Source organism: Schaalia canis (genome assembly GCF_003858455.1).
Lineage (GTDB): Bacteria > Actinomycetota > Actinomycetes > Actinomycetales > Actinomycetaceae > Pauljensenia > Pauljensenia canis.
Genome location: NZ_RQZF01000003.1, coordinates 1 through 18,334 on the forward strand (window position 1 = coordinate 1; position 18,334 = coordinate 18,334).

14 protein-coding genes and 1 pseudogene are annotated in these 18,334 nt (G+C 54.5%); 6 read left to right on the plus strand and 9 right to left on the minus strand.

The genetic code is table 11. The annotated features are described in order from the left end of the window. The 6 genes and pseudogenes from EII11_RS10465 to EII11_RS04095 form a co-directional block, all read left to right on the plus strand. Nucleotides 1-789, plus strand: a pseudogene (locus EII11_RS10465) (hypothetical protein); the annotation flags it as partial. Between the two features lie 140 nt (nucleotides 790-929). Further along, nucleotides 930-3,596: a YfhO family protein gene (locus EII11_RS04075; protein ID WP_165867055.1), complete on the plus strand. Its 2,667-nt coding sequence runs from the start codon at nucleotides 930-932 to the stop codon at nucleotides 3,594-3,596. Between the two features lie 114 nt (nucleotides 3,597-3,710). After that, nucleotides 3,711-4,550, plus strand: coding sequence for an ABC transporter permease (locus tag EII11_RS04080; RefSeq protein WP_240623056.1), 840 nt, complete (start codon nucleotides 3,711-3,713; stop codon nucleotides 4,548-4,550). Nucleotides 4,551-4,555: 5 nt separating this feature from the next. After that, nucleotides 4,556-5,833, plus strand: a complete 1,278-nt coding sequence (locus EII11_RS04085; RefSeq protein WP_124869006.1) for an ABC transporter ATP-binding protein — start codon at nucleotides 4,556-4,558, stop codon at nucleotides 5,831-5,833. A gap of 256 nt (nucleotides 5,834-6,089) precedes the next feature. Beyond that, nucleotides 6,090-6,878, plus strand: a complete 789-nt coding sequence (locus EII11_RS04090; RefSeq protein WP_240623057.1) for a rhamnan synthesis F family protein — start codon at nucleotides 6,090-6,092, stop codon at nucleotides 6,876-6,878. A gap of 8 nt (nucleotides 6,879-6,886) precedes the next feature. Continuing rightward, complete coding sequence (locus EII11_RS04095) at nucleotides 6,887-8,944, plus strand: glycoside hydrolase family 99-like domain-containing protein (RefSeq protein ID WP_124869011.1); 2,058 nt, start codon at nucleotides 6,887-6,889, stop codon at nucleotides 8,942-8,944. A gap of 144 nt (nucleotides 8,945-9,088) precedes the next feature. On the opposite strand, the gene EII11_RS04100 is transcribed toward EII11_RS04095, so the two are convergent. The 9 genes from EII11_RS04100 to EII11_RS04140 form a co-directional block, all read right to left on the minus strand. Beyond that, nucleotides 9,089-10,045: a glycosyltransferase family 2 protein gene (locus EII11_RS04100; RefSeq protein ID WP_124869014.1), complete on the minus strand. Its 957-nt coding sequence runs from the start codon at nucleotides 10,043-10,045 to the stop codon at nucleotides 9,089-9,091. Continuing rightward, nucleotides 10,042-11,313 carry a lipopolysaccharide biosynthesis protein gene (locus EII11_RS04105; RefSeq protein WP_124869017.1) on the minus strand — a complete coding sequence of 424 codons (1,272 nt, stop codon included), beginning with the start codon at nucleotides 11,311-11,313 and terminating at the stop codon, nucleotides 10,042-10,044. The genes EII11_RS04100 and EII11_RS04105 overlap by 4 nt, the downstream gene beginning before the upstream one ends. 6 nt (nucleotides 11,314-11,319) lie before the next feature. Further along, on the minus strand, nucleotides 11,320-12,321 hold the full coding sequence (locus tag EII11_RS04110) for a glycosyltransferase family 2 protein (RefSeq protein WP_124869020.1): 1,002 nt from the start codon (nucleotides 12,319-12,321) through the stop codon (nucleotides 11,320-11,322). Further along, nucleotides 12,299-13,852 (minus strand): DUF2142 domain-containing protein, encoded by a 1,554-nt coding sequence (locus tag EII11_RS04115; RefSeq protein ID WP_124869023.1) that lies wholly within the window; start codon nucleotides 13,850-13,852, stop codon nucleotides 12,299-12,301. Before EII11_RS04115 ends, EII11_RS04110 begins: the two co-directional genes overlap by 23 nt. Next, nucleotides 13,821-14,918, minus strand: a complete 1,098-nt coding sequence (locus EII11_RS04120) for a UDP-N-acetylglucosamine 2-epimerase (RefSeq protein ID WP_124869026.1) — start codon at nucleotides 14,916-14,918, stop codon at nucleotides 13,821-13,823. Before EII11_RS04120 ends, EII11_RS04115 begins: the two co-directional genes overlap by 32 nt. A gap of 31 nt (nucleotides 14,919-14,949) precedes the next feature. Next, complete coding sequence (locus tag EII11_RS04125) at nucleotides 14,950-15,306, minus strand: DUF2304 domain-containing protein (RefSeq protein WP_124869030.1); 357 nt, start codon at nucleotides 15,304-15,306, stop codon at nucleotides 14,950-14,952. After that, nucleotides 15,303-16,034 carry a glycosyltransferase family 2 protein gene (locus tag EII11_RS04130; RefSeq protein ID WP_124869721.1) on the minus strand — a complete coding sequence of 244 codons (732 nt, stop codon included), beginning with the start codon at nucleotides 16,032-16,034 and terminating at the stop codon, nucleotides 15,303-15,305. Before EII11_RS04130 ends, EII11_RS04125 begins: the two co-directional genes overlap by 4 nt. A gap of 12 nt (nucleotides 16,035-16,046) precedes the next feature. Then, the gene (gene rfbA, locus EII11_RS04135; RefSeq protein WP_124869033.1) at nucleotides 16,047-16,910 is read right to left on the minus strand and encodes a glucose-1-phosphate thymidylyltransferase RfbA; all 864 of its coding nucleotides are present in this window, start codon (nucleotides 16,908-16,910) and stop codon (nucleotides 16,047-16,049) included. A gap of 67 nt (nucleotides 16,911-16,977) precedes the next feature. After that, nucleotides 16,978-18,288 (minus strand): nucleotide sugar dehydrogenase, encoded by a 1,311-nt coding sequence (locus tag EII11_RS04140; RefSeq protein WP_124869035.1) that lies wholly within the window; start codon nucleotides 18,286-18,288, stop codon nucleotides 16,978-16,980. Between the last annotated feature and the right edge of the window lie 46 nt (nucleotides 18,289-18,334).

Genomic DNA, 18,334 nt, shown 5'->3' on the forward strand with positions numbered 1-18,334 from the left:
GCCCAACCCGGCACACACACCATCTGCGTCACCGCCCTCAACCAAGGCGCAGGCCACAACACCCCACTCGGATGCCGCACCACCACCCTGGGGGGTGGACACCGGTCGGGTTTTAACCCAGCTTCCATCATTAGTGACGAGCAACTTTTTTCCCCCAACACGATGAACGCTGCCAGCATTCAAAGCTTCCTTAACGACAAGGGGCGCTCTTGCCGGGCCAGATCCAACGGTGTTCCCTGCCTTAAGCACTACACCGAACGGACGCTACCCATGACTCTGCCCTACTGCGCAGCTTTTAGGGCCGGGAACTCAGATTCCGCCGCCCAAATCATTGACAAAGCATCTAAAGCCTGTGGCATTAATCCGCAAGTACTTCTTGTTATGCTGCAAAAAGAACAGGGACTCGTGACCGCTTCGGGCAGTACTCTCACCCAAAGTCGCTACGAGCGCGCGATGGGGCTCTCCTGCCCAGATAGCGGTACCTGCGACCCTTCAAAAGCGGGATTTGCCAAGCAGGTTTATGGAGCAGCCGCCCGCTTAGTCAAATATACGAAAGAACCTCACCGATATAATTTTGCGGTAGGCAGAACGTCTCGCATCCAGTTCCACCCCTCCGCATCCTGCGGCGCCTCTTCAATCACCCCACAAAATAGTGCGACCGCGGCGCTCTACAACTACACCCCCTATCAACCCAATACTGCTGCGTTAGACAATATGAACGGCGTGGGTGACTCCTGCTCCTCCTACGGCAACCGAAACCTGTGGAGGCTCATGAAGGCATGGTTCTAGATACAAGCTTCTAGTAGACTGAATTTTCTGCATCTTTTGACGTGCTGCCCACCACTAACCTCGCTGACAGGCTGACAAAGGTCACCGCAATGTTTGATTGCCAACGTTTGAAACCTCTGCTACCCATAGTCGTTTTTTGGGTGGCAATTGCGAGCATGCTTGGCATCCAACTTGCTAAGCCCCTACTCGGTTATCAAGTTCTCACTGGCTATGACATGCTTGACCGCTTCAGCCCGTGGTCTGCGCTTCCTACCGCTCAAGACGAACACTATGGAAATCCATATATCACTGACCAGTTAGATTCACAGTTACCTTCCCTCTCTGAGATTACTCATCGCATATCCGAAGGCGACTGGCCCCTACACTCCAATCTTGTCCAGGGCGGCGCCCCCCTCCTCGCAGTCCCCTCCCTGGCTTTCCTCACCCCCACTCGTTTCCTCTGGCTTGTGCTCCCGATTTCTGTCGCGCCGGCATGGGTCACACTGGTAGAAGTAGCTTTCTCCGCTGGTTTCGCTTACCTATTTGCCCGCCGCCTTCGTTTTAGTCCCCTTGCTTCCCTAGTAACAGGCTTTGCCACTGCGTTTTCAGGTTTCTCAATCGCGTGGAACGGTTGGCCTCAAAGCACCGTCGTGGCCTTCATCCCCATGCTGTTATGGTCGATTGAGCGTTTTATCCAACAACGACGCGTCCGCGATCTTGTTCCGGTGGCGTTGGCCGTTACTTTTCTCATCCTGGGGGGCTTCCCCATTGTTGCGGGGCATTCACTCATCGTTGCCGGACTCTACGCTTTAGCGAGGAGTCTTGCTCTCACTGTTATTCCGACCTTCTCATGGAGGAGCCTCGCCTCATGTGGCACACTTCTGGGCGGGCTTCTTCTGTCCGTTATCACGGGATTTGGACTTTCTGCATTCCAACTCATCCCCTTTGCGACAACAATTGTTTCCGATGCCGATCTCAACTATCGCTCTAGTTGGGCGAGCATACAGGATTTGCCCGTGTACTGGTTGACGACGGTTCTCCCTCGTGGCCTTAATATTCCCTTTGCACCCCAAGATGCAGCGGCATTCATTGGTGCTGCCGTCCTTGTCAGCGCAGTTCTTGGTTGCCTAGCTTTTTTACGTGGGGGCCTTCCCCTGTCCGTCGCCTCGGTATTCATCGGCACTTGCCTATTCGTTGTCGCTTTTGTTTCCTACCAGAGCGTATTGGACTGGGGAAGCTTCGTTCGCGATCTGCCTTTACTGGCTAATAATCCCCCCGGTCGTCTTCGAGCACAGCTTGGCCTCCCCCTTGCTGTTTTCTCAGGCCTTGGGATCATGTGGCTCGAGGGCAAGTCTCCAACAGGTCAGTGGAGAGGTTGGAGGCTCCTCCAACCCGGTTTTTCGGTGACATCCGCCGCAACCGCCACCATGACGACGCTCTTCCTCGCCTATGCCATCAGGCACGCCTCACAGAGTGCTGATATCCCTCACCCTGACTTCTATGAGCAGGACGCCGCCATTGCCTTGATTCCCCTCGCTCTAATCTCAGCGCTCATGTGGATCGCCATCCGTCTTGAATTCTTGCGTTCACTTACTTTGTCAGCCTTGCTCGCCACGATCGCATTGCAACCTCTACCTGCATTGAACTACTTCTGGCCCGTAGCCGACGCTAACGAGGTATACCCCCATTCGGAAGCTCTTGATTACCTTGCGAGTAGGGTGGGACATAACCAACTGGCAACAGTAGGCCTGGCCCTGCGCCCGAATGTGCCGAATATCTACAATATCCGCATGGTGAATGGTCACGCTTTCGTCACCCCAGAATGGAAGGCCGCCCTGCAGAAGGCTGACCCCACAGTCTTTGTCAAGGGTGGCACCTACAGTTACCTCAATGCGACTCGCGATACGGCCTTTGATAATCCCGCTCTTGACAAGCTCGGCGTGCGCTATGTCGCTGCCGCCGCAACGGAACCTATTCCAGGAGTTCCTTCCTCTGTCGTTCCTCTCCCAGGAAGCTACGATGTCCCCGAGGGCGACCACTGGGCTACCATTCCCCCCTCAGGTCTGAACCTAGCCCTCACCGAGAATCTTGAAAAGGTTAACGGCATTGTCACTATTATTAACAATTCCACCGAGGTAAATATTACCGTTGAGGTAAGCAACGATTCCGGCCAGCGCAGAGAAAACCATCTGCAAGCCTTCCCTCATGGCGAGAGGATTCACATTCCTGTAGGCATCGCTCTTAACGATTTTGCTACCGAGAATGCGAACATCAAGGTACACATCAACGCCCAGCCATCGTCTGCTGCGCATGCTCCTCAAATCCAAACTGCCCCAGATGGACAGGCATTTTTCCTCAATCACGGCGATGAGCGATTCCCCTTGGTATACGCCGGAGAGAATACTCTGATTTGGGAACGCACCACAGCTTTGCCTCGTATTCGCTTTGAGGCGACTGGAAAGCCAGCTCAGCCTGCCAGCATTGATCCTGCGCTCACAATAAAGAGTGACACCGGCGATATTATCGACCTTAATGTCCAGACTGCCTCACCAGGACATGTTGTTATCGCCCAAGCCGCTGCCCGAAACTTCATTGCTACAGTAGATTCTCAACCTGTCGACATCATTAATCGAGGCGACGGCACCGTCGGCATAGCCGTCAGCGCTGGGGAACATAGCGTCACGCTTGAATACCAACCGCGCTACCTCCACGAGGCCTTTCTCATCTCCACCCTGAGTACGATGCTGCTCCTGCTGACAACGTTCGTACCCATGATTTATGACCGTCGGCGTCGTTCTCTTCCTGACACGAAGGAACAAAGAGTGTGATTTCACGCAGGTGCCGACTACACGCAATGGAAGACACACCAATATGATGGATCAGATGACAATAGCGGGATACCCTCCCGTTTTCACACAACCGATGGCTAGGTGAATGCTTCAATGGGTACTCAGATGACCAAGGGTACGCGCACCAAGCGAACCTTTTGGCAGCAGTGGAACCTTATCCATGCCTTCGCACAGCGCGACCTAAAATCAAAGTTCAACGCCACCGCCCTGGGGTGGCTGTGGTCGTTAGTGGTTCCTCTGACAACCTTGGGGATCTACACGCTCGTCTTCGGTGGACTATTCCAGATGCAAGCCCCTCAACTTGCCTCACGCCACGAAGGCATCGCGATTTTTGCCATCTGGCTATTTGCTGGACTCACCATATGGGGCTTCTTCCAGAACTCCATTAACGCCGGAATCAATGGGCTTGTCAGTTCAGGCGGACTCCTTCAAAAAGTTTACTTCCCTGCCTATGCGCCGATTCTTGGCGCTGGTTACGCAGTAGCAATCCAGTCCTTCATCGAAGTGGGAATCCTTCTGGCTGTCCTTGCCCTCCTCATGAATATTTCGTGGACATGGCTCCTCCTCATCCCCTTCTTTATCCTGTTGCTCCTCTTCGTTGCTTCACTGGCTACAGCCCTAGCCGTGTGGAACATCCACGTACGAGACCTCGCACACCTCGTGGGAGTATTCCTCCAACTCCTTTTCTACGCCACCCCCATCATCTACCAGCTCTCTCTTGTTCCCGAGCATTTCCACGGCATCCCCCTGCGCCAGATCATGGGAGTCCTTCCCATGGCAGAGTTCATTACTCTGTTCAGGACACTTGTCTATGATCTTTCCCCCGGCACAGCCATCCAATGGCTCGCATGCTTCTTCTGGGCATTTGTCTCTGCATTACTGGCCTTTTGGGTGCATCGTCGCTTCGGGGCAGACTTGGGCGAGAGGATCTAATAGTCATGTCTGATGGACTTACCTCAACCGATAGTGACTACTCGATCATTGTTCGCAATGTGTCGAAAGTCTTTGAAGTACATGCTGATCGTCGTAGCACTTTAAAAGAACGCGTCATGCGCGGAGCGGCCCGTCAACGCTCCGTTTTCCACGCCCTTGATGACGTGTCTTTTGTCATTAAAAAAGGCTCCACCTTCGGTCTCATCGGACACAATGGCTCGGGTAAATCCACCATGCTCAAAATCCTGGCAGGTGTCTACCAGCCCTCCAGTGGTTCGGTGGAAGTCTCCGCAAAAGTCGATGCCCTCCTCGAACTTGGCGCTGGCTTCCATGGCGAACTCAGCGGACGCGAAAACATCTACCTCAACGGTGCCATCCTCGGTCGATCCCGTAAAGAGATTGACGATACCCTCGATTGGATCATTGACTACGCCGATATCGGCGACTTCATTGACGAACCTGTCAAGGTGTATTCCTCAGGTATGACCGTGAGACTCGGATTCGCCGTCGCAGTGGCGGTGCGCCCGGAGATCCTTATCGTTGACGAGATTATTGCCGTTGGTGACGAAGAGTTCCAACGCAAATGTTTTGACCTTATGCGTCAGCTCCGCGCTCAAGGCACCACCATCGCCCTCGTCACGCACTCTCTGGGCCTCGCCCAAGAAATGTGTGACGAAGCGGTGTGGCTTGACCACGGACGGGTTCGTGAAATCGGTGACGCAGGCTCTGTTATTTCGGCCTACCTCGCTGACGTGAACCTCCGCGAGAATGCTCAACGTGCAGCTGAGGAGGGAGACGGCGACTTTGATCCCACCGCAGAAGGCGCCGATAACCAAGGAACCGGTCAGTGTCGAATGACTAGCGTCGAATTCCTTGATCACACCGGCCACCCCGTTCCCTTCTTCACCACGGGGGAAGCAGCCACCATCCGTATCCACCTTCACGCCAAAGAAACACTTAATGATGTTGAGGTGGGCCTTGCTTTCGTGACCAGTGGAACGATGAGCATCGCCGGGCCGAACTCGCGCGCCTCCGGCATCACATACACCATTAATGCGGGCTCAAGTTACGTCGACTACACCATGGACCCGCTTCTCTTTCTTCCCGGACACTACCTTCTTTCCGTTGGAATTGTCAGCGAAGGAACTATCTACGACTACTCCGACCGTCGAACAGAAATGCTCGTGCGCGCCAACTCGGTGGTTCAAGAACCTGGGATCGTTGCCCTCCCACCAGGACGATGGAGCGCCACCACCGTCCCTGACACCCACAACGTGAGATAACCATGTCAAACAGTCACGAAGAAGAAATCCGCCTTCTGCGTGCCGCACTGCGACACGCACAATCTGAACGCAACAGCCTTGAAAAAGAACTCGAAGCTGCTCGTAAAGAACTTTCCCGCCAAAGGCGGCGAGCCCAGGAAGCGTGGGATCAACTCCGGCTCCTACGTAGTTCTCTCTCTTGGAAGAGCACTGCCCCTTTGCGGAGGGTGACACACCGTTGATCAAGACACGACAGCGCCGACCATTAGTTTCATATTTGGCACCCCCTTCAACCATCCAAGTGGAGCAGGGGGATCTGAGCGCAATTAGCACGGAACGGATAGCACTCATCGCGCAGTACTCCGCTGCCCCCGATCAGCCGCGTTCTCTATCCGAATACGTGGCAGCCCTCGCGCGCGCAGGATTTACGCCCATCATCATCTCGACCTGCCCATCGGAAGATCCTCTTGAGTTCCCCCACGGGCTACACCCATCAACTGTGGTTCTGCGCCGCCCCAATATCGGCTATGACTTTGGATCCTGGGCCTCCGCCCTGGCTTTTCTCCCCCAGGTAAAGACTGCCAATACGGTGCTACTTACCAACGACTCACTCCTCGGCCCCTTTAGTGATATCCAACAGATCCTTGAGTGGGCGTGTGAGCCCGGACCGGATATTCGCTCCCTCACATCGTCACACCAATACGTTCTCCATCACCAAAGCTACTTCCTTGCTTTTCGTGGGGGAATCCTGGCGGATCCAGCATGGGAAGAGTTTTTTGCCAGAATCCGCGTTGAACCTGACAAGGAACGAATTGTCCTGCGTTACGAGATTGAGCTTTCCCGGGCGGCCTTCTCTGAAGGTTACTCAGTCGAATCTTACGTCTCGGCGCCCGAGCTTGGCTGCCCCGATGACAACCCCACTATCGAGGGATGGAAGGCCATACTTGACGAGGGGATCCCTTTCGTTAAACGCACTATGCTCACCCATCCCGACCTTGACACACAAGTTCGTGAAGTTCGTGCCGAGGTTGCCGCCCGTTATCTGACCAATATCGATCTTTGGTAGGAGTGCCCATGCGTCGTATTACACGGCAAGGAGTTGCCCGTCGACTGAACCACTACTCCAATAAGGCCCGCCATGCAGCGATAAACTTGCTTGAAACAGGCAACATTAAGGGGGATACTTCCGAACATCCTGCCGACTTCGTGTCCTATTTGCGCCGTCAGGGGGGCCGCCAGGATGAAGGTTTCCCTGCCGCCTGGAGAGTGGACGATCGTTTAGTCATCGACGAGCCTGCGCGCATTGCCGTCGTGCTTAACTGTTACTACACCGATCTTCTGCCCGAGTTACTTCAGCGGCTTGAATACATTCCCATCCCCTTCGACCTTTTCGTCACCAATGTCTCAGGCCAGAAGGTCACGTTGCCTCAGACTCTCGGAAACGCTCATCATAGTGTCGTCATTGACTGTGACAACCACGGTCGAGACATATTCCCCATGGTTCAGCTCGTTAACGCTCGTCTGCTTGACCCCTACGATCTGATCCTCAAGATTCATACGAAGAAGAGCCCCTGGCGAGCCGCGCATAATGAGCTGGCTGGTTCAGGTACTCAATGGCGCGATGAATTCCTCGATGCTCTATTGCCTTCCACTGAACGTGTCGAAGAACTCATGGCAGCCTTCCGTGAGAATCCCCGTCTTGGTGTCATTACCGCACCAGGCAACATCGTCGGTAAAGAGTTCTGGGGTGGCGATCAACGTATTGTTGAACAGCTTCTGCGTCGCATTGAATTGACAATCGATCCTGATTCCCTGCATTTCCCCGCAGGTTCCATGTACTGGTGCCGCGGTTTCGTTCTGCAGGGGCTACGCGCTTTCAACCTCATTGCCGATGACTTTGATCCCGAAGCTGGGCAGGTGGATGGAACGACCGCGCACGCAATCGAGCGGATTATTGGTATTACCACTGAGGAAGCCGGGCTTACGATGGTTACCTCCGATGCCATTGAGGCTGTCGAAGACCGCGAGGCCCTCCTCCCGCTCCTTCGTGCCTACTCTCCCGATAGTGAGCCGACAGCCCGCGCGACAGTCCTACCTTTCTATCTGCCACAGTTCCACCCCTCCCCGCATAACGACCGCTGGTGGGGAACCGGTTTTACCGAATGGCACAATGTTGTTGGCGCAATTCCCGCCTATGAGGGCCACTACCAGCCTAAGCAACCCACTGATCTAGGTTTTTACGATCTGCGTTTGGACGAGGTTCGTCAAGAACAGGCGGATATGGCCAAGGCCCACGGTCTTGCTGGCTTCATGTACTACTACTACTGGTTTTCGGGCGAGCGAGTGCTCAACCTTCCCATTGAACGCCTAAAAGAGTCCTCTGTCGACTTCCCCTACTGCATTATGTGGGCCAATGAGAATTGGACGCGCCGCTGGGATGGACGCTCCCAAGACATCCTGATTGGCCAAGACTACGATCAGGTACCCGCAGAGGACTTCATTGACGACATTATGGAGTTCCTTCTGGATCCTCGATACATCCGTGTTGACGGTAAGGCCATGATTGCCGTCTACCGGCCCGGTCAGATGCCTCATTTTGGTCAGGTCGCCCGAGAATGGCGCCGCAGAGCCCGCGAGGCAGGCGCCGGTGAGCTCATGATTCTCTCGGTGGCAGTGGCACGAGATTTTGGTGCTATTGATGCTGATTCACGTTCCGAGGTTGATGGCACTCTCGAGTTCCCCCCTCACGGGCTTCCGTGGGTCGCCGGTCCTGCCAAAGAAGCCCGCCTTGATGCACGTTACGCTGGTAATTTCATGAGCTACCAAGCCAGTGCCGACGCCTCAATGCAGAATGCACGCGTAATGGACGATGACGAGTTCCCTGGTGTGATGGTGACCTTCGATAACACAGCACGACGCCAGTGGAAACCCGACATTTGGTACGGTTCAAATCCCTACACCTTCAGGCGCTGGGTAGCCTCGCATCTGGACGCCCTGATGACGCGTCCCCCCGAATCACGAATCATGTTTGTCAATGCCTGGAATGAGTGGGCAGAAAGTGCCGTACTTGAGCCGACCACGCGTTTTGGCATGACCTACTTGCTTGCCCTACGTGATGCAATTCGAGGCTAACCCTCCTTATAGACGACACTCCTCGGCCTGGGTTTTACAACCTAGCCGGGGAGTGTCTTCCAATAGCCTGGCGCATGCAAATGGTGGTGCACGAAAATAGGTGTCACAGCTCCAGCCTTCTACGCCCTCCCAAGGCTTCTCTTCTCAGCGCGGGCCTGAGCGCCCTCGTAATCCGTCTGCCACCCCGCGTATCATCTGCCTGAGGCGTTCACCCCGACGATCGGCTAAAAGCGCGTTAAACGCCATGTACTTGCACAACCACAGCACATATCCCAGTGCCCAAGGAAACGTAAAAGTTCCCTGTCGAATCAGCGCTACCGTATTTCGCACAAGATAGTATGTGCGCACCGGCGCATGAATATGAATCGGTTGAGCTCGCCACCATAGTTTTGTCGTCATATCACCCAGGCTATGCTCCATCACTACACCCGGGATGGCGTACAGAGCAAAACCGTGGGCACCCGCGCGCAGCCCCCACTCCAAATCCACGTGATCGATGAACAATGACTCGTTCATGAGCCCAACAATCCTCAGGCAACGCACGTCAATCAAGCAGCCAGAGGCGATCAAAAAAGGGACACGCAGGGCCTGCGTTGCGAGTTCATCAGGACGAGCCCGTCTGGGCCCCCAACGTCGAGAGACATAGACGAGTTGATCCCCACCTTCCTTCATTTCGCCTACCAGCGGCCCCACAGCACCAGGGGGTGGAGAAATACTCACCATCGCCGTCAGCAAGTCATCCACCATTGACTCTGTCGGCTCAGAGTCGTCATCAGAGAGAAGAATATGGGTAGCTCCGCGTGCCAACGCACGATCAATACCAATATTTTGAGCACACGCGATACCCTCATTCGCTGCTAAAGCGACACACTCCCTGTTGTTTTCTGCATCGGCCCATCGTTCCAATGCCTCCACCGTGCTCGCAGCTGAGGCGTTATCCACCACGATGACACCTGCACATTGCGTTGACAGAGCGTCCAATAGAGACAATATGCTCTCTTCAGGGTGGTAGGTCACCACCACTGCATACACTGACGCTTCTGCGACTTTGGCTTCCACGGTCCTCTCCTGGGATCCTCGTTCGACTGTATCACCCGTCATTGGGTTTCCCCCGCCACTTCAGGACGAGGATCACCCTGCACTGACCTCGACGAACGCCCCAGAGCGTAGTACAGCGCCCCACCAGACACGCATAAGGCCACAATGGAGGCAGCAACAAATCCTGCTGTCCCGGCAACAACACCGCTTCCTGGGGTGATAGCAATGACAGCGGCAGAAGCCCCGAGTGAAAGCCCCCATGTGAGAGCCAGAGTTCCATACCGCTCCAAAGAGACGAAAACAGCCGCTTGAAGCAGTGCGCCACCCAGGAAAACAGTAGCAACCGATAAGACAACCACCAACAAGGCAGATGCCTCGTAGGAGGGGCCATAGATCAGACGGATAAGCCATGGGCCGGCAAGCCATGCTCCGCCAGCAACTAGCACAGATGTGATCACAATCCCGACGAGCAAGCGACCCTGAAGCTGAAGTAAACGGCGCCACTCCCCACGCGCCAGCGCCCTCGTGGTCATGGGAATAATGACAGCTTGCACCGGCGATAGAAGTACCAGAGGCACCCTCGAAATCACGACGACAGCGAAGAAAACCGCCAATCCCTCCGAGGATCCCACAATGACTGTGACGATGGTGGGATAGCCTGTCAAAATACCGGCAAGAAAAGCGTTCGCGAGAGCAAGTAAAGACATCCGGGTGATGATAGTGGTGATACCAAAGCGCTGCCCCTCCCCCTCCAAGAGTTCACGAGTGGGTCGAATAAAGGCAAGCCATGCAAAGGAGCCTGCTGCCGTGGCCACTAACGCCCAGCGAGGTAGGGGCACAACACTCACAGCAATCAAAGCAAAGAGAACGAGGAAACGGGAGACAGCCTCTCCAATAATGACCCCTGCGTAGGCCTTCTCTCGTCCACTTCCCAGCAGCGTTCCTCGAACAAAAAACTGGAAAGAAAATCCTACGTATGCGGCCCCCATAGCCAGGGTGCTCACAACGTCGCCATCAAGCACCGTCGTTCCCAAGCGGGTGAAGGCGATAAAAGGAATGGCTACTACCGAGGCGATAACGCCTACCGCAAGATACTGAAGAGCGGCAGGCGGAGCTCCTCGCCCCTGCGTTGCCGCATGGCTTGTCAAACGGGATACTTCCTGTTCAAGCAGCGACAGGATAGACCCTCCGCCAAAAAGAAGTCCCCACAGGGCAATAAATCGTGCATTGTCATCTGGGGTGAGCCAACGTGCGGTAACACTCAAGAAGAGTACGCCCAAGATGCTCGCAATAATGAGTGCGACGCCGATCGTGCCGATACGTTTAAACATCGGCGCTTATCGAGTGAATTGCTTAGTTGCCATTGCCAGACCACGCATCAGACCCGCTCCAAAAACAATGCCAAAAGGTAGGCACAGCGCCGTCACCGATGCCGATTGATGCAGTGTGGCACCACACCAACGCGCTCCCATGCCAGCGCTGATAGCGACACCTGCAGCGCCCGCAGCCATGGCACGCGGTGCGACAAATGCTCCGACAGCGCCCACAGCGACGGCTCCACATGCGGCCGAAAGATAGTAGGCAGGATTGGCATCTTGAGGAAGGTATCCATCAACAAAGGTCGTCCCCCTGTAGAAAGATTGGCGCACCCAACCTTTTAAAGAGTCCTTCCCATAGTAACCGCATCGAATTTGTGGGGTGAGGTTGATACCGCCGTTGCGCGCAAAATATCGTAAAAGTCCCGTGTCATCAGAGCTGAAAGAGTGTCCCTCAAAACGCGTAGTGAAGGCCTCCATCGCTGCACGCATGAGGTCTGAGCGCGCAAAGAATGCCCCCGTCCCCTTAGGGTACTGATCAAAATTATCCTCCGTAAGTACACTTCGACGTGGGTTCTTAAAGTATTCTCGCCACCAGACGCAGGTAATCCCAAACCAGAAAGATGTCCACGGGGATTCAGCGTTCAAGAGATCCACATGAGCACTCCATACAGGGTGGCTGCCTTCTTGGACCATCGCCCGCAAAGTGGTGAGGGTATCAGGGTAGAGACGAACGCGAGCGTCCATTAAAAGAACATAATCGGAAACTACTTCTTCCATTCCGCGTTGACGTGCCAGGAAACGTCCCATATTTTCCTGGCGAAGCAAGTGAATTCTGCCTTCACTGGCAAGTTCGTCAAGGAACACGGCATGTTCAAAGGTGGAACCGTCATCTATAACGATCAGGCGGGTGCTCACTCCCGCGTGGGCTGCTGATTCTTCAATGCTTTCCAGAGCGGCATGAACGTTGTCCTTTTCATTCCACACTGGCATAACGATGTCAAGACTCGTCAAATCTGGCATGAGATTTTTCCTTTTCTTGCGACGTGAAGATCAGATGCAGGGCGCAGGTGATCGCGACAAAGAATGCGACAGAGGAAAACATCCACCACGCCATAGGTGTGATCGGCAATGACCACCACCATTCTTTTTGGAAATTGAGATCATAGGAGGGGATATCAATGCCTGTCACATAGCGACGCATCAGTGAATGTAGAGCCACCGCATTCACTGCAGAGAGTAGCCCTGCAAAAAAGACCTTTTGCCCTGAAGTGAGATGCAGTGCCTGACGATCTGTTGAGGACACCCATACCATGAAGAAAACCGCCAATAGCGGTAACAAGTACCGTGGCTGGTAGACGTAGGCCTTGAGATATCCTTGGCTAACCATCATCACCACAGGGATGCCCGCCAATGCGCCGACAAGCACCACGGCCGAGAGAGTTTTACGTAGATCCAGACTCCGTGCGCCAATAAACAAGCCTGCGCCGACCACGAGTAGCGAGCCAATCGTTGCTGTTGCTTGCAAGGGTACGTCAAACCATCCCGGCCCCCATTCTCGCCCATAAAAACCGGCGAAATACTCGGGCAGACTGATAATGTTGCTCATCACCAAGCGCCGGAAAGGTACACCGTAATCAACTTGACTGACACCAATAGTCCCGGACTGACCCGAGCTGCGCATGATGATGACACCAATAATGCCAGCCACGGATGACACGACAAATGGAGTAATCCTCTTTTTTGACAGGGGAACGCGCGCGTAGAACGCGACCGCCACAACAAAACAATAAAACGCGGCATCGGCGCGACTGGAGCAGGCCACCAAGGCTCCAAAAGCAGCGAGGGCACTTAATAGCCACTGCTTTTTGCCATTCGCTTGGGCGGCAGAGAACAGTGCACTGGCAAAGATCGCGATCCCCGACAGCGACCAAGAAGTCGGGTTATTCGAGGCAAGGAAATATACGCCCATCGGCATCCACGCCAGCATCAATGCCATCAGTATCTCCGAGCGTTGAGCCCGTGAGCTCAACGCTATTACGGCTGTCACTCCAAGGACTGCCACCAGCACATTGAACACACGCATCCATAACACTGAGGCATTGATCGCCGAATCGACAGCAAAGAGGTGGTGGATATCGTAGAAGCCAGGCGGATAGTCGCCGTGATCGACGCGGGCAGTGTACGCAGTCACGTCATCAGCGAAAGAGAGGGTGCATTCCGCTGACTTCTTCGCCTGCATGGCATAGCACAAAGATGCTCGCGCAATCGGCTCGGGTACAGCAACCTCAACTTTATCGTTCACCATTCGTGTCAGACACTCACCGCTAGCTCCTCCTGAGGGGCACCAAATGGACGGCAGATGATAGTCATCGTCAGGCGAGCCACCCACCGGTGAGGCGAAAGCCCAGCCCACCAGGGAAATCGTCATGAAAAAGACAGTGATCAGGGGAAGGGAACGCGCAAACAGAACACGTATAGAAGTAAGAAGCTGACGGAGTCGCCTTCGAAGGATCTGCTTCCTATTCACCGTGGGGTCCTTCTTCAAGAACATCAACGATCATCTCAGAGGGATGGAATTTATCGAGACTGGAGGGACGCCTGTAGCTTTCCCAATTGGCGATGAACTCATCAAGCACATCGACATCCATCTTGGTGAGGACAATATTCTCCCCAAGCCCCTGATGACGTTCCGTGTAGGCCCGATGGACCGCGCAAGGAATACCCAGTGCGGCGCACTCTTCCTGAAGGCCACCTGAGTCGGTAATAACCAGTTTGGCCCGTAAGAGAATCGACTGGAATGCCGAATAGGCAAGCTTGTCGATGGGGATCAAATGATCGTTGAAGATGTCCCCAAATCCGTTCTCTTCAAGAAGCACCCGTTCCGAATGTCCAATAATCATCACAAGCGGAATCTTTGTTGAGAGTTCCTGTACGCGAGCGATTACTGCCCTATAGGCATCGCGATCGTGAACAAGCTCAAAACGATGGAGTGTCACGAGGCCGAACTCGTCAGGAAGTTCAGGTGCAGGGGCGATGTTTTCTCTGGCTGAGCGTAGAGCATCAACGACGGTATTAGCCTCGGTAACGACAACCCTCACCCCGCGACGCCCGATGCGGTAGCGCAAGTTCTGAGCCTCACGGCTAGTTGGGGCGAAGTGAATATGCGCCAGGCGTCCAACAATCCGACGATTGAGTTCTTCCGGGAAAGGACTCCGCCACGAGCCGGAACGCAATCCAGCCTCAATGTGAGCAACCCTTGCACCAATAGTTCGGCCAAGAATAGCCCCGATAACCGTAGTGAAAGTGTCGCCATGAACAACAACAATCCCCTTGTCAGCTTCCTTACGCAAAGTAGACAAGGAGCGCAGGGTGGTCACAGTCAGATCTGCCAGCCAACTGGGAACCTGAGACACCGTGGCAACTCCTTTTACCCGGTGCTTACGCACCAGGTAGCGGTCCGGCTGGCGCACTCCCAGATCTGCCAATGTTTCCTCAACGCCCTGAACGTGCTGTGCGGTGCTCCAGATTCGATAGTCAATGCCGCGCTTATCCAGCTCAACGATGACCGGAGCAATCTTGATGAATTCGGCTGTGGTGCCTGCGACAAAAACAATCATTTTTCTTTCCTCATGAGGTACGTAAGAGGCGTCAGCGTGAGGAGAGTTTTTCCTCAAGTTCGTGTACGCGGTGGTCAAGTTCAGCGATCTCTTCAACCAGCCGACGTTTGTCGTCTAGGAGACGAGACAGGTCCACCGAGTATTGAAGCGTGATAAACAGCAGCGTCAATCCGGCCAGGAAGAAGGCAAGGTTGAGAGGAATAATGATGCCAATGGAGCGTGCGGCATTGGCCATTGCATCAGGGAAAATACTGACGGTGAGGACAGCAAAGGCAATAGCAACCCACCATGTGGCATAGCGCTGTTTCATCCTCGCGTTCCGTAAGCTCATGAAGATGACCACGAAAACGAGAATGGAGAAGAGTATCCCCAGAAAATAACTCGTCATGCCTTCCTTCCTCCGGTTAAGGAACGGCGGGTGAGCGAAATGAGCAATGCAAACCACGCACGGATCAGGAAACCAGCAGCTTTAATCGGGCTTTGTGAGGGTTCCCCGCCCGCACGAGGCCGCATAGCAACAGGCACTTGAGATATGCGCAGTCCTGAACGCTTCGCGATGACCAAGGCCTCAATGGTGTCACCGAGATACTCAGCGGGATATTCCCGAGCAAAAATCTCGATTGCTCGTCGAGACATGAGCTTGAAACCTGAAGTCGTGTCTGTCAACGTCGTGCTACAGACTGCCGACAACACCGCTGAGAGTACTCTCATGGCCCACCAACGCGGCCCACTGACACTGTAAGTGCCTTTCCCTGCAAAGCGAGCTCCAATCACAACGTCTGCACCGCTGTTCCTCGCGTGTTCAATGAGTGTCGCGATTTCTCGTGGGTCGTGCTGCCCGTCGGCATCAAGTTGGAGTGCCCAGTCGTACCCGTGGCGATACGCATGGAGAAACCCCGCACGCATTGCACCGCCAACCCCGAGATTAAGGGGTAGATCAAGACAGGAAACGCCGCGTTCGCGGGCGACTTTAACCGTGTCGTCGACAGATCCATCAGAAACGACAAGGATATCCGCCCCTTGAGATAAAGGACGGAGCTCATCAAGAACGTCTCCGAGGACAGCCTCTTCGTTCCAAGCGGGAATAATAATGAGAAGCTTCGACGTATCCTGCATAGGTAACACGAACTACTCGGCCAGAAGATCCAGCAGATACTGCCCGTAGCCTGACTTTACAAGCGGTTCGGCGCGCTCACGCAGACCTTCATCATCAATGAAGCCCATGCGCCACGCCACCTCTTCAGGCGCGCCGATCTTCATCCCCTGACGCGATTCGATCGTTCGAACGAAGTTTGTCGCATCCGCAAGGGAATCAAAAGTCCCGGTATCCAACCATGCGGTGCCTCGGGGAAGTACCTCGACAGCAAGCTTTCCGGCTTCAAGATACACACGGTTGACATCCGTGATTTCATACTCACCTCGGGCAGAAGGTTTGAGATCACGGGCAATACTCACTACATCGTTATCGTAGAAATACAAGCCGGGAACAGCATAATGAGATTTCGGTTTCACAGGCTTTTCTTCAATGGAGATTGCCTTAAAGTCCTCATCGAACTCAACCACCCCATACTCTGATGGATTGGAGACGTGGTAGGCGAAGACGGCGCCGCCATCTGGGTCGACGTGACGGCGCAAACGAGTACCCATGCCCGGGCCGTAGAAGATATTGTCTCCAAGTACCAGAGCTGCCGAGTCATTGCCGACATGTTCAGCGCCGAGGACGAATGCCTGGGCAAGACCGTTTGGCTGCTCTTGGACAGCGTAGGAAATATTGACACCGAGCTGATTACCATCGCCTAAAAGGCGCTCGAACGCAGGCGCATCATGCGGAGTGGTAATCACCAAAACATCCTGAATGCCGGCCAGCATCAGGGTGCTCAGGGGATAGTAGATCATCGGCTTGTCATACACAGGGACGAGCTGCTTTGAGGTTCCCAAAGTGATGGGGTTCAGGCGAGTACCAGAACCTCCTGCGAGGATAATACCCTTCATTTAGTTTCAGCCTTCCATTCGTGAGTAAGCGATTATCTACCCAGCTCTATTATGCCCTCTTTACTCCTCATTCCTCGATAGAAGTGGGGATTGGCGCACCAATGACCATCCTGACATGCCCCCGCCAGCGTGCCGGATCCGTCACACGACGCCCATCGAAAAGAAGGCGTACTCCTGGCAGATCAGCGGGACAGAGTTCTCGATACTGGGCGTGGTCAGCCTGAATAATCACAGCATCAACCTCCTCGCCCATGTGGTAGACCTCCCAACCATAGGCGGCCAGTTCTTCGTCACTGTACAAAGGGTCATGTACTACGACCCTCGCCCCGCGAGCGCGCAGAGCATCAACGGTAGCGAATACGCCCGAAAAAGCCGTTTCCTTCACCCCACCGCGATAAGCACTTCCCAATACAGCAACTGTCAGTCCAGCCAAAGATCCTAGTGTTTGTTCAACGCGCTCCACCGCATACTCGGGCATCTGAGCGTTGAATCCCCGCGCTGTACGAACAATGCTCGCGTCAGGATCAGTCGAAAGATATAGACGCGGGTAGACAGGGATGCAGTGCCCGCCCACAGCTATACCCGGTTGATGAATATGACTGAAAGGCTGAGAATTGCATGCCTCAATGACGCGTTGAATATCAATACCTGCTTCATCAGCGTAGACAGCGAATTGATTGGCTAGTCCGATATTAACGTCACGATAGGTAGTTTCGGCGAGCTTTGCCATCTCTGCTGCCTCGGCACTACCCATATCCCATACGCCATTGGGGCGAGGAAGGTCGGGGCGTTCGTCAAAGTCAAGCACTTGCTCGTAGAAGGCAAGTCCAGCAGCAGCACCTTCAGCGCTGAGAGCGCCGATAAGTTTAGGGTAGCGGCGCAGGTCAGCAAAGATACGACCTGTAAGCACTCGTTCAGGAGAAAACACTAGGTGGAAATCCACACCTTCTTGTAAGCCTGAGATCGATTCGATCATGGGAGCCCAACGGGTACGCGTTGTCCCCACAGGCAGGGTGGTCTCATAGGACACGAGGGTGCCCGGGGTGAGGTGCTCAGCCAGAGCGACAGTGGCAGCATCCATCCACGAGAAGTCGGGGGCGCCGGACTCGTCAACGAAAAGCGGAACGACGATGACAACCGCGTCTGCCGTGGGGATCGCTTCGGCATAGCTGGTGGTGGCACGCAGGCGGCCCGCAGCTACCACCTCTGCAAGTGAGGAGGCGAGGTGGGCCTCCCCGGGGAAGGGTTCTTTCCCTTTGTTAATGAGAGCGACAGTGCGCTCAGAGATATCCACGCCAATGACCTCATGGCCTTTCGTAGCGTATTGGACGGCGAGGGGGAGACCGATCTTCCCACACGCGACAAGGGCAATTCGCATGACGCTTCTTCTTTCGTATGCCTTCAATAAACTGTGATTCCCGGTG